This is a genomic window from Miniphocaeibacter halophilus (assembly GCF_016458825.1).
In the GTDB taxonomy this organism is placed as follows: Bacteria; Bacillota; Clostridia; order Tissierellales; family Peptoniphilaceae; genus Miniphocaeibacter; species Miniphocaeibacter halophilus.
This window is the reverse complement of the sequence record NZ_CP066744.1, coordinates 1653431-1665768: the sequence shown is the minus strand read 5'-3', so window position 1 is coordinate 1665768 and position 12338 is coordinate 1653431. Positions and strand designations below refer to the sequence as shown.

Genomic DNA, 12338 nt, shown 5'->3' with positions numbered 1-12338 from the left:
AGACTGTGCTAAAATTTAACACAATCTCTTTTTCCTATTTAACTAACAATACTGATTTATCTGTAGAATTTAAAACCTTATTTGAAACACTTCCTAAAAAAGTTCTAGAAAAAGCTCCTAATCCCCTATTGGACATTACAATTAAATCTACATTCTTATTGTCAGCATATCTTAAAATCAGCTCTGGTGGTCTTCCTATTTCATAATCTGTATGTACTTCATTTTTATAGTTTTCGATTTTTGTCTTTGCATCTTCTAAAATTTTTTTTGTAACATCAACTGCACCTTGTGGAACTCGATTAGTAATCATATAAGAAGTTGTAATAGGATCTATTGCACTAATTTCCTGTACAACAGAATAAATATATATTTCAGATTCAAATTTTTCCCCTATTTCTTTTGCAACCTCTAATGCCCTTAATGAATGTTCTGAACCATCAATTGGAACTAAAATTCTTTTATACATAAGCTCAACTCCTTTAAAAATTAATATAATTTTCCTTCATTAATTATGTACCCATTTATTTACAAAAACATCTACAAACTGCTATTTATTCATATTTCCATATAATTAATAAATATTTTCCCCAATATTTACTTCTGTTTTTTTCTTATGAACTCTGAAAACTCAAATATTTTATACTAATTTAATACAAAATAAAAAACATTATTTTAAAAATATGTAAAGAAGTCTTTACATTTCAAAATTAAATTAGTATACTATATGTAAAGATATCTTTACATATGGAGTGTAATTATGAAAGTAAACAACAAAATAAAGGAAATTAGAGAAAAACGTGGAATAGTTCAATTGGATATGGCTGCTGCATTAGGTGTTTCCAGGCAAACAATGACGGCTATTGAAAATATGAAATACAACCCTAGTTTAGAATTAACATTAAAAATAGCCAAATATTTTAATTTACCGGTGGAAGAAATATTTGAATTAGTTGAGGAGGATTAATATGATATTTATTATATTTGTTTTAGTAGCTTTTTGGTTTCTTTGTATCTATTCACTTTATGGCATAGGAGTTATTATTAAAACCATTTTTAAAACCTATAAAAAAAGTTATGATGAATTAGAAATAAAAACCATTAAGGACAGTCTAGCAATTAGTATGATACTTATTGTTATTTTACATTTTATTCAATTAATTTTTAGCTTTTATTCTGTAAAATATAGACCAATTATTACACCTATAACAGATTCAGCTATTAATAACAACATCAATATACATTCACTTTTTTTTGATTGTATATTAATTGGATTTATTTATAATATTAAGAGATTTAAATATGGTCTTATTGCTAAAAGACAATTTTGGGACCCTATTCTAATTATATTGACAGTAACAATAATTTTAACAATAGCCTCTTTTCCTCCTTCATTATAATCAATTAAACTTTAGGAGGTTTATATGAAATTTATTTTTTAAATATTATATTTATATTTTTAGCATTTTATTCTATTTATGCGATTGCCAACATTATTAAGGCTCTCTATAGAGTTTCAAAAAAAGAATATGATGAACTTGAAAGAAAGGTAGTTTTTGATAGTTTAATTGTTACAGCATTAATAATTATAGGCTTGCATTTAATTCAATCTATTATTGGACTTACTATTCCCTATAGTCAATTTGAACCAATAATTTCAGCTGGGAAACATACTGTTTTTGAACTTAGTGGAAATTCCCTCACCCATATTGAATCTGTTTTCCTAGACTTTATAATTTTAAGTTTAGTTTATACAGTTATTAAATATAAATATGGTTTATTAAACATAAAGCAAGTGCTAAAACCAATAATAATCATATTAATAATTCCTACTATTATATTTATAACAGAAAACATAATTAGGTTTATATAAAAATATATAATATAATAAACATTATCATAAGAAAAAAGAGGTTACCATATGATTTCTGAATTTTTAGACAATCAAATTTTAAAAAATTTAACAAAAAAGGAAGCTGATATATTAAATTTTATTTACAATAATTCAGAAATAGTAGCTCAAATGAGTATTAAAGATTTTTCCATAAAAATGAATACTTCAACAGCTACTATTATTCGTTTTTGTAAAAAATTAAATCTAAGTGGTTTCTCTGAATTAAAATATGTATTAAAAAGACAAAAAACTTTTAAGTATGATAATTTAGATTCATATATTCAACCTGAAACTATTATTAAAAACCTTTCTAAAGACATAGAGAATACTGCACTATTAATAAAAGAAAATGATATAAAACAAACCATCTGTGAGATTAATAGTACAAAAAGTATTCACCTATATGGTTCAGGTCTTTCTGGTCAGGTATTAGATTATATAGAATATTTATTACTTTCAGTTGGAAGACAGAAAGTTTATCGTTATGAAACGAATTATTTAGGCTTAAAAATGTCTAAAACATTAACAAAAGATGATATTCTAATAGCTATTAGTTCAAGCGGTAAATTTGCACCCATGATAAAGATAGTAAACATTGCTAATTTAAATAATGCTACTATAATCGCTATTACACCTTCTATAAAAAATCAAATAGCAGATACTGCAGATATTAACTTTAGATTTTTTGGAAATACACGAAAAAATGATGACGCAGAGTTTAGTACACGACTACCTATGTTTTTTATTGTACATATTATTTTTTCATATTATTTAAATAACAGAGGTGAATTTTTTTGAAATCTTTTTTATCAGATATAGATACATCAAATTTCTCGGATATTGATTTTGAAATTTTAAATTTCATAAATAATAATATAAATCTTGTTTCTAATATGAATATAGAAGATTTATCAAATATACTATTTACTTCTAAATCTACAATAGTTCGTTTTTGTAAAAAAATAAAACTTGATGGTTTTAGTGAATTAAAATATATTTTAAAAAATGAAAGTACTACTAACACCAATATTTTTAATGATTTTATGTCTCATAATATCTATATGTATAATAATTTTGTTAAAAATATTGAGCTTGATAAAATATTATCTGCTGTTGATTTAATTAGCAATAATGACCCATTATATATTTTTGGACATAGTCTAAGTGAAATTCCTGCAAAGTACCTATATACAGTATTAAATTCTTTAGATCGCAGATGTGTATTTATTAATAAACCAATTCTTATGAAAAGTATAAGTTCGTCACTTGATGAAAAATCTACAATTTTAATAATATCTGCCAATTTAAATAATTCAATCTATGAAGATATTGTTAAAACTTCTATAAATAATAAATCTAAAATTATATTAATTACAAGAAATCATCATAGTAATCTTATCCCTTATGCTAATATTGCAATATTTAGCAATGATAAAAATATATCTTATAAAAATATCGATGTTAATTCTAGAATTGGTATAATTACAATTGTTCAAATAATTATAGAATTATCTTATAAAAAGCTTTTGTCAAAATAGACAAAAGCTTTTTATAAGATAATTAACCATTCTTTAAAACTTCTTTTACGGCATTTGCAATTTTTTCAACTTTAGGACCATATATAACATGTATATGTGTATCTGATGGTCTTACAATTCCCATACTACCTGTTCTCTTAAGTATATCTTCATCTAACTTATCCATGTTAATAATATCAACTCTTAATCTAGAAATACAATTATTTATACTAGTTATATTTTCTTTTCCTCCTAATCCCTTTATTACTTCTGCTCCAAGACTAAAATCAACCTTGCTATCCATACTTACTTCTTGTAATTCATTTTCATTATCAGCAACATCTATTGATAAGTTCTTTTTAGTAAAATACCATCTAAATACAAAATAATAAATTATAGCATAAAGCACTCCTACAATTATTATCCAATACCATTTTGAACCTGGCTGTAAAACACCCCAAATAATAAAATCAATTATACCTCCTCCTGTATTTCCTACAGTTACTCCTAAAATAGACATTAGCATAAAAGATATTCCACCCATAACCGCATGAAAAACAAATATTGCTGGAGCAATAAACATAAATGCAAATTCAAGAGGTTCTGTTATTCCTGAAATAATACTAGCTGCAACTCCTGCAATCATTAAAGCTTTTACTTTTTCACTTTTTTCTTTCGGAGTAGTTCTGTATATTGCAAAAGCAGCTGCAGGTAAACCAAACATCATAAAAGGCATCTTACCTTGTCCTAAGAACCTAGTAAACTGAGTCATTTCACTAATATCCACTTTATCAAAAAATTGTAAAAATATATTCAAACACCCTTCTATTCCTTCATATACTCCTCCAACAGCTGTAGTCCTAAATATACCATTTAAAACATGATGTAACCCTGTTGGTATTAATAGTCTTTCTAAAAATCCAAATGTAAATACCCCAAAAGCACCTGAATTACTTATGGCTTTTCCTAAAAATGTTATTCCATATGATATTGGTTGCCAAATAAATGGAGCTATCTGTCCTATAAGTGTCATAGCCAATATTACTACAATGGAAACAAATCGTTTTCCTCCATAAAATGCTATTCCAACTGGAAATTCTATTTTATGATACTTATTATGTAAAGCTGCTACGGTTACACCAGTTATAATACCAGCAACGGCTCCCATATCAATTGTTTCAACTCCCAATATTGTTGATATATTAAGAGAATCAAAATTAATTACATTTGATTGTAATACACAACTTGCGCTAACTAAAAATGTATAATATCCTATAAAGCCAGCAAAAGCTGCTATCTCTTTATCTTCTTTTGCAAGACCAAATGAAATAGATATTGCAAATAAGACAGGTATTAAAGTGAATACTATTCCTGATATAGTTTTTAAAGTATTCAAAATGTAAAAAATAACAGGCTGTTTCAGTAAAGGAATAGTTTCTAATACTTGGGTTTTTAAAAGCGCTCCAGTTATTCCTAATATTACACCACTAGCAGCCAAAGCTGCTATTGGCATCATAAGACTTCTTCCAAGTGCAGATAGAAAGTCCATTATTTTATGTTTTTTCATATTAATCTCCTTTAAATTAATCTATTTTAATTCAGGCCACATACCTTCATTGGCTTCTATTAATGCATCTAAAACCTCTCTTGCTTTCTTTGCATCATTTATTAATCTATTAATAGTAAAAGCTTCTAATGCTTTTTGATAAGAATTGTCAAAATAGGCATCTACTAATAATTTTTCACTTGATACTTGATTAACAAGTAAGCCTAAATAAAATTGTGGAATCTTACCTATTGACAAAGGTCTAGGACCATTAGCTCCTAATTCACACACAACCTCTACCATTGCATCATTTTGCATGTTTTCAATTATTCCATTATTTTCAACAATTAAAATATGTCTATTATTTTTATTATACGCTATTGCAGTGGCTACATTTATCATCATCTCAGCATGAGCATCACTAATATTTTCAAATTTATCACCTAATTTATCTTCTTTAATTACTTCTCTGCATTCAGAAAACACCCTTTTTTCCCTGCTTTGCATAACTTCATCAGCTCTAGTAAAGTTCGGATCTAATTGTTTAACTTTATAATCAGGATATAGATAATACTGATCATATGTATTTGGTAAAAACTCTGGAAAATCATTCATAATTGTTTCAACCATTCCATATGTATCTAACCAAGAAGGATCTCTTTGTTCTGCATCTTGAGGTAAGAATCCATTTTCTTTTATCATCTTTCTAATTTTAGGTAATAAATCTTTTCCTGTTTTTCTATCATATATATTTGTAAACCAGCCATAATGATTAAGTCCAAAATATACAGGATCTAAATCTTTCCAATCACAACCCAATAAACGACTACATGAACGTACTACATTTTCTGGCTGATCACAAATATTTAATATTTTTTTATCCTCAGGAAATTCTCTTCTAAGAGCTTCAGCAACTATTGCTGCTGGGTTAGAATAATTTAGTATCCAAGCTTCTGGGGCATAATTTCTTATGTCCTTTACTGCCTTTATCATATCTACACAAGAACGTAAGCCATAAGCCATTCCACCTGCTCCACATGTTTCTTGTCCTATTAACCCCATAGCTAATGGAATGTGCTCATCTTTTGCTCTCATTGGTAATCCACCGGATCTCATTTGCATAAAAACAAAATCCATACCTTCATAGGCTTCTTTTATATCCGTTGTATAGGAAAAATTTAATTCGGGAAACTGTTCTCTAAATAAAATTTCACCAAATTTTCCAATAATTTCTTGTCTTTCTTCATCTATGTCAAATAACACCAACTTATTCAAAGGAAATTCTTTTTGCATTCTAACGAAAGATTTTAAGAAACCTGGTGTAAAAGTACTTCCTCCACCAACTATACAAATATTATATTTTTTCATTGTTTTTCTCCTTATTTTTATTGCCAATGATCATTAACTTAATATCTATTTTATTAAACCATTACTCTTAATGCAATAGATGTTGTAATTTAAACATTTGTTACAATATATGAAATATGTTACTTTTTTTGTAATTTTTTCCTTTATTATATTAGTTGTATGTTTATTATTATTAATGTTTGTATATACAGATTTATCAATTTGAATATCGCTAAATATTTTGACTTTTAAACTTATTTTTGATATCTTATTCTCCATCAAGCTATTTGTTTACTAGTTTCTTTAAATAAAAATAGCTGCGGAAAATATTTAAACTAGAGGCTTTATTATGCCTCTAGTTTTATATTTTTTATAGATAAAATAAATGGATTAGGAGGTATTATGAAATTAGTTTTTAGTTATTTAAAAAAATATAAGGCGTTTTTAATTCTCTGCTTTATTTGTTCTTTTGGATTTATTTTTACAGAAATTGGAATACCTACTTTATTTGCTGATGGAATAAGCAATAATTTTAAAAACGGTAATACTCAATACATATTATTACTTGCGATTAAAATGTATGGTTTTGCTTTTATTGGATTGATTTTATTATTAATTTTAGCTTATTCTTCTAATAGAATGACTTCTAAAATAGTAAGGGATATTAGAAATGAATTATTTAGTCATATTCAAACATTTTCAAGGGAAAAATATGAAGATTTTAATATTTCCCGTCTATTAACAAATATTGTAAATGATTGTTTTATAATTATGCAATTTCTTATTGTCATAATAAGACTTGGATTTATTGCGCCAATGATGATTATTTCAAGTTTTATTATGATTTATAGAAAAAGTCCAACTATAGCAATTGTTACTTTGGCTATTGTGCCTATTCTTTTAGTTGGAGTATTTTTAATTAATAAAATTACAAGACCAATCTCTATAAAACAACAGAAAAAACTGGATAATATAAATTTAAATATGAGAGAATCCCTTACAGGTTTAAGGGTTATACGTGCTTTTAACAGACAGGATTTTCAATCTAAAAGATTTGGAAAAATTAATGAAGAGTATGGAGGTTTTTCTAAAAAACTATTCCAATTAATGGCTTTAATTCCACCTTTATTTACTGTTATATTCTCAATTATTATGATAACTGTAGTTTATTTAGGTTCAAATTATGTAAATCAAGGAACTTTGGATTATGGTGCTCTTGCAGCTTTTATTGAGTATGTATTTCATGCACTATTTTCTTTTTTAATGTTAGCCAACGTTCTTATTATGTACCCTAGATTTTCTGTTGCTGTAAATAGAATTAACGAAGTCTTAAATACTCAAACAAATATCACCTCTAAAGAGATTAATGTAGAGACTCCTATAAAGGGACATATTGAATTTAAAAATGTAAGCTTTGCCTATGCTGATAGTTCTAAAGAAAATGTCCTAGAAGATATTAATTTGTCTATTGAGCCTGGTGAAACTGTAGCCTTTATTGGTAGTACAGGAAGTGGTAAATCAACTTTAGTTCGTTTAATACCTAGAATATTTGATGTTACTAAGGGAAGTATTCTAGTTGATGGAAAAGATATAAGGGACTACGATTTAGACTATTTAAGAAGTAAAATTAGTTTTGTTCCACAAAAAGCTATACTGTTTTCAGGTACAATAAAAAATAATTTACTTTTTGGTAATAGAAATGCTTCAGATGAAGAACTAAATCGTGCTATTGACATTGCTCAAGCAAAAGATTTTGTTAATAGTAAAAAAGACGGAATCTATGCACAGCTTTCTGAAGGTGGAACAAATTTATCCGGTGGTCAAAAGCAAAGATTATGTATTGCTAGGGCTTTAACTCGAGATGTTCCCATTTATATTTTTGATGATAGTTTTTCTGCCTTGGACTATAAAACGGATTCAGTTTTAAGAAATAGATTAAAGGAAGAAATAAAGGATTCAACTTTTTTAATTGTTGCACAAAGAGTTGCAACTATTATGGAAGCAGACAGAATTTTTGTTGTTAACAATGGAAAAATAGTTGGTCACGGTACTCATAAGGAATTATTGAAAAATAACCCTATTTATAGAGAAATTGCTGAATCTCAGCTTTCAAAGGAGGAATTAGCATATGAATAGTATGAAAAGACTTTTTGTATATTTAAAACCCTATAGATTTAAATTTGCTAGTTCTGTATTTTTTAATATTTTATATACTTTTACAAGGACAAGTCAACCTTTTATTATAGGACTGGCTATATCTCAACTGGCTAAGGATGTTACCTCCGGGAATGAAATTAATTTTAAATATATATTCTATATAATTATAGCCCTAACTATTACTAGCGCTTTAGATGCTCTTGGCGATTTTTTATCAAATTATTTACTATCTGATGTTGTGCAAAGTAGTATGAAGGACATGAGAAAAGAAATTAATCAAAAGATAAATCTACTACCTGTTTCCTATTTTGATAGCCATAAACAAGGGGATCTTTTAAATAGAATTACTACAGATGTTGATGCAATAGGTAATGCTTTACAGCAAGGACTTTTACGTATTTTTAGTTCTATTTTAATCCTCTTGTTCAGTGTAGTTTTTATGTTTATTCGTTCACCGCTCTTTGCAATTATTGCAGTTGCAATATTTCCTATTTGTATAGGAATATACAAAATTATATATAGGAAAAGTCAACCCTTATTTACAGAATTACAAAATTCTTTAGGAGATTTAAATGCCTATACTACTGAACATCTTGCAGCTTACGAAGTAATACAGTTATTTGGTCAAGAGCAAGAAGTTATAAAAGGCTTTAAAAAAATAAATAAGAAAATAGACCTTGTAGGATTTAAATCAAATCTTATGGCAAGTGTCACTAATCCATTACTAAGTCATATAATTCATATTGCCTATATTGGTTTATTTGTAGTAATGGCTATAACTATTTTAGGTGAACCTTTAGCAATTGGTGGTTTTGTATTAGCTTCCAGTATTGATGTTGGAGGACTTCAATCCTTCGTACAATATATTTGGCAAGCAGGAAGTCCAATTCAAGACATAACTCAATTATCCAATACCTTCCAAGCTGCTATAGCATCTTTAAATAGAGTTTTTGAATTTTTAGATGAAGAAAATGAAGTTCAAGAAAATTTACCGCTTCCTATTGATACTAGTTCCGTTAAAGGAGATATTGATTTTGAACATCTGTCCTTTGGCTATAGTAAGGATAAACTACTTATGAAAGACATTAATATAAATGTTAAAAGTGGAGATACAATTGCTATTGTCGGTTCAACAGGTGCAGGAAAAACTACATTAATAAATTTACTAATGCGTTTTTATGATTTAGATGGCGGTTCTATAACAATTGACGGAGTCAATATGAACAAGTTTACAAAGGAACAATTTCGTTCTATGTTTGGTTTAGTCCTTCAAGATCCATGGCTCTACTATGACACAATAGCCAATAATATAAGGTTTGGTAAATTGGACGCAACAGATGATGAAGTAGTAGAAGCTGCTAAAGTAGCTAATGTCTACCATTATATAAATACATTACCCCATGGTTTTAATACAATATTAAATGAAGAGTCATCTAATATTTCGCAAGGTCAAAAACAATTAATAACCATTGCCAGAGCCATAGTTAAAAATCCTAAGATTTTAATCTTAGATGAGGCTACCAGCTCTGTTGATACTAGACTTGAAGTATTAATTCAAAAGGCAATGGTAAATGCCATGGAAGGAAGAACTTCCTTTGTAATTGCCCATAGACTTTCAACTATTAGAGATGCAGATTTAATTTTAGTAATGAGTAATGGTTCTATTGTTGAACAAGGTACCCATAAAGAACTATTGGAAAAAGATGGAATCTACAAGGATCTTTATGAAAGTCAGTTTGCTAATGGTCATGTAGAAGACAATTAATTATATTCATTAAAATAAAAAACAAAACCAACTACCTACTTATAGGAAAACTGGTTTTGTTTTTTATTATAGTTATTTATAAAACTTTTTAAATTATATCTTTTTATAGAGAAAATAATGATTAAAACCTTCAGGGAAATCTTCCAATTCTCCATAGATTTCATAGCCTAAATTTTTATAAAAATCAGGAGCTTGAAAGCTAAAAGTATCTACCATAATCATTTTACATTTTCTTTTAGTGGCAAAGTTTTCAACTTCTTCTATTAATTTTATACCAAAACCCCTTTTTCTTATATTCTCATTAATCCATAAAAAATCAATGAAAAGAATTTGTCTTTTAGATCTCCCTGAAACTCCACCAAATATTTCTCCCTTTTCATCTTTAATTGTGAAGCAAAAATCCTCGCTAATAAATTCCATATCTGCACTGGATAAGTATTTTTTATTATATTCTATTATTTTTCCATGGATATATTCTTTATCTTCTAAGTTACCTTTTAAATCAATAGCTAAGTGTTTCAATATTCTATCCTCTAATAATTGTAAATTCTTTAATCGCTTATTAACTCTTTCCCATTTAACATATTTTTACAAACAAGTATTATTAAAATCGATATTATAAAATTCATAATTACTGGAATATAATTTGCTATATTCATTAAATTTACAATATCCATTCCTGCAATACTTAAAAAGATAATTACTATTATTGAAGGTATAAAACAAACTAATATTATTAACCCTCTAAGTAAATTTTCTAACACTTGATTTGATCTGCTTTTTAATATTTTTAAAGATAGTACCATTCCTGATGTTACTAAAACAGAATAGCCTACAAACATAATACTATTGTAAATAATTAAAGCAGGTGCCACCTTCAACAATAATCCCGATATTACAACGGCCAAAACGGTTATTAAGGAAGTTCTTAAAATTGGTGGTAAAATTATAGCTATTAATTTTTTAAGTGGTGAATCCGGTATTAGATAAATAAAGTAGTTTTCCATTTCCTTCTTTATTCCGGTATTTTGTGGTGACACAAATAAATATATTATAAGCATACTGGTAAATGCCTCAAAGGATTTACTTATTATACCAAATACAATATATATTCCAACTATTGTAATATCTGAAATAGAAATAAATTGTCCCGTCTTTTTCAACTCTACTACAGATTTTGACAATATTGCCCAAGCACCATTTAAGAATTTTGACTTGCCAATTTCCTTATGTTTAACTTTTGCAGTAACTGTAGTATCTCCCCTTTTAGATTTTCTGGTATATTCACTTATTTTTATTGCATCTTCTAAAGCTTGCTCATAAAAATTACCTTTAAAGTTAATAAAAAGTAAATATATGATTATTGCAGGAACAAATACCAATAAAACCCCTATTACTGTAAGAATATATTCTTGTTCAACAAAGGAAACCATGGCTAGCTTAGCCAGCCCTAGAATTGGCACAAAATAAAATATTTCACCTGTTATAAAAGAGTAAAAGCCCTCTTTAATATTTAATCCACTTTTTATAATATATAGTCCTATAACTGTGGCCACCATTAATACGACTAGGGTTCCAACTATTTTTGATATATTCTTAAATTTTTTATAACAGATTTCCAAAACATATAAATAGTCAGTTAGTATTAAGAAGAAAAAGTATATTCCTAAAGTAACTAAAAATGTTAGTAGTATCATTAAAGGAGCAAAACTTACTTCTGAAAATGAAACTATACCTAAAAATAATGATACACATGAAAACAATATGCTTTGTAAAATTGTTTGTGCTAATAAATATTTCATTTGTTGCTTTTTTGTAAATGGGCCTGAAAATAAATAAAAAGCTTCCTGCTCATAAAACAAGGCTTTTCTTGATGAAAACAACATAGTTACCATCATAAAGGCAGTAAAGCCTATAATTATCATAATTGATTTTTGTACACCTAAGGTAGCTGTATAAACTGCTATTTGGTCCTTACTCAATAAGGCACCTACAATAATAAAACCATAGAATACAACTATTAAAACCGTTATTATAGCACTGGAAGGTTTCCTAAATAAATTTCTAATTATCCCTTTTTGTTTATAAAACCATAATTTTTGTAATGCTGTCATA

General features: G+C 27.2%; 11 protein-coding genes. 6 read left to right on the top strand and 5 right to left on the bottom strand.

Annotation, left to right across the window (positions count from 1 at the left end; all coding sequences use genetic code 11):
* Positions 1 to 34 precede the first annotated feature (34 nt).
* Positions 35 to 466 carry a universal stress protein gene (locus JFY71_RS08160; RefSeq protein WP_243660317.1) on the bottom strand — a complete coding sequence of 144 codons (432 nt, stop codon included), beginning with the start codon at positions 464 to 466 and terminating at the stop codon, positions 35 to 37.
* A 291-nt stretch (positions 467 to 757) separates the two neighbouring features.
* Between JFY71_RS08160 and JFY71_RS08155 the strand changes: the two genes are divergently transcribed.
* From JFY71_RS08155 to JFY71_RS08140, 4 genes are all read left to right on the top strand, one after another.
* Positions 758 to 964 (top strand): helix-turn-helix transcriptional regulator, encoded by a 207-nt coding sequence (locus JFY71_RS08155; protein WP_243660316.1) that lies wholly within the window; start codon positions 758 to 760, stop codon positions 962 to 964.
* Between the two features lies 1 nt (position 965).
* Positions 966 to 1397 (top strand): hypothetical protein, encoded by a 432-nt coding sequence (locus JFY71_RS08150; RefSeq protein WP_243660315.1) that lies wholly within the window; start codon positions 966 to 968, stop codon positions 1395 to 1397.
* Positions 1398 to 1918: 521 nt separating this feature from the next.
* Positions 1919 to 2689 carry a MurR/RpiR family transcriptional regulator gene (locus tag JFY71_RS08145; protein ID WP_243660314.1) on the top strand — a complete coding sequence of 257 codons (771 nt, stop codon included), beginning with the start codon at positions 1919 to 1921 and terminating at the stop codon, positions 2687 to 2689.
* Positions 2686 to 3429: a MurR/RpiR family transcriptional regulator gene (locus tag JFY71_RS08140; protein ID WP_243660313.1), complete on the top strand. Its 744-nt coding sequence runs from the start codon at positions 2686 to 2688 to the stop codon at positions 3427 to 3429. Before JFY71_RS08145 ends, JFY71_RS08140 begins: the two co-directional genes overlap by 4 nt.
* Positions 3430 to 3451: 22 nt before the next feature.
* On the opposite strand, the gene JFY71_RS08135 is transcribed toward JFY71_RS08140, so the two are convergent.
* Together JFY71_RS08135 and JFY71_RS08130 are read right to left on the bottom strand one after the other, a co-directional pair.
* The gene (locus JFY71_RS08135; RefSeq protein ID WP_243660312.1) at positions 3452 to 4975 is read right to left on the bottom strand and encodes a PTS transporter subunit EIIC; all 1524 of its coding nucleotides are present in this window, start codon (positions 4973 to 4975) and stop codon (positions 3452 to 3454) included.
* Between the two features lie 21 nt (positions 4976 to 4996).
* Positions 4997 to 6322: a 6-phospho-alpha-glucosidase gene (locus tag JFY71_RS08130; protein ID WP_243660311.1), complete on the bottom strand. Its 1326-nt coding sequence runs from the start codon at positions 6320 to 6322 to the stop codon at positions 4997 to 4999.
* Between the two features lie 381 nt (positions 6323 to 6703).
* Between JFY71_RS08130 and JFY71_RS08125 the strand changes: the two genes are divergently transcribed.
* Together JFY71_RS08125 and JFY71_RS08120 are read left to right on the top strand one after the other, a co-directional pair.
* Positions 6704 to 8437 carry an ABC transporter ATP-binding protein gene (locus JFY71_RS08125; RefSeq protein ID WP_243660310.1) on the top strand — a complete coding sequence of 578 codons (1734 nt, stop codon included), beginning with the start codon at positions 6704 to 6706 and terminating at the stop codon, positions 8435 to 8437.
* Positions 8430 to 10223 carry an ABC transporter ATP-binding protein gene (locus tag JFY71_RS08120; RefSeq protein ID WP_243660309.1) on the top strand — a complete coding sequence of 598 codons (1794 nt, stop codon included), beginning with the start codon at positions 8430 to 8432 and terminating at the stop codon, positions 10221 to 10223. The genes JFY71_RS08125 and JFY71_RS08120 overlap by 8 nt, the downstream gene beginning before the upstream one ends.
* Before the next feature lie 93 nt (positions 10224 to 10316).
* Here the strand turns inward: JFY71_RS08120 and JFY71_RS08115 are convergent, their stop codons facing one another.
* Together JFY71_RS08115 and JFY71_RS08110 are read right to left on the bottom strand one after the other, a co-directional pair.
* The gene (locus JFY71_RS08115; RefSeq protein WP_243660308.1) at positions 10317 to 10745 is read right to left on the bottom strand and encodes a GNAT family N-acetyltransferase; all 429 of its coding nucleotides are present in this window, start codon (positions 10743 to 10745) and stop codon (positions 10317 to 10319) included.
* Positions 10746 to 10774: 29 nt separating this feature from the next.
* The gene (locus JFY71_RS08110; RefSeq protein WP_243660307.1) at positions 10775 to 12337 is read right to left on the bottom strand and encodes a putative ABC exporter domain-containing protein; all 1563 of its coding nucleotides are present in this window, start codon (positions 12335 to 12337) and stop codon (positions 10775 to 10777) included.
* Position 12338: the final 1 nt, after the last annotated feature.

Bases quoted from the DNA above. Each gene is read 5' to 3' on its own strand.
- JFY71_RS08160 (WP_243660317.1), bottom strand. From the start codon at position 466: ATGTATAAAAGAATTTTAGTTCCAATTGATGGTTCAGAACATTCATTA.
- JFY71_RS08125 (WP_243660310.1), top strand. From the start codon at position 6,704: ATGAAATTAGTTTTTAGTTATTTAAAAAAATATAAGGCGTTTTTAATT.
- JFY71_RS08130 (WP_243660311.1), bottom strand. From the start codon at position 6,322: ATGAAAAAATATAATATTTGTATAGTTGGTGGAGGAAGTACTTTTACA.
- JFY71_RS08135 (WP_243660312.1), bottom strand. From the start codon at position 4,975: ATGAAAAAACATAAAATAATGGACTTTCTATCTGCACTTGGAAGAAGT.
- JFY71_RS08155 (WP_243660316.1), top strand. From the start codon at position 758: ATGAAAGTAAACAACAAAATAAAGGAAATTAGAGAAAAACGTGGAATA.
- JFY71_RS08110 (WP_243660307.1), bottom strand. From the start codon at position 12,337: ATGACAGCATTACAAAAATTATGGTTTTATAAACAAAAAGGGATAATT.
- JFY71_RS08150 (WP_243660315.1), top strand. From the start codon at position 966: ATGATATTTATTATATTTGTTTTAGTAGCTTTTTGGTTTCTTTGTATC.
- JFY71_RS08145 (WP_243660314.1), top strand. From the start codon at position 1,919: ATGATTTCTGAATTTTTAGACAATCAAATTTTAAAAAATTTAACAAAA.
- JFY71_RS08120 (WP_243660309.1), top strand. From the start codon at position 8,430: ATGAATAGTATGAAAAGACTTTTTGTATATTTAAAACCCTATAGATTT.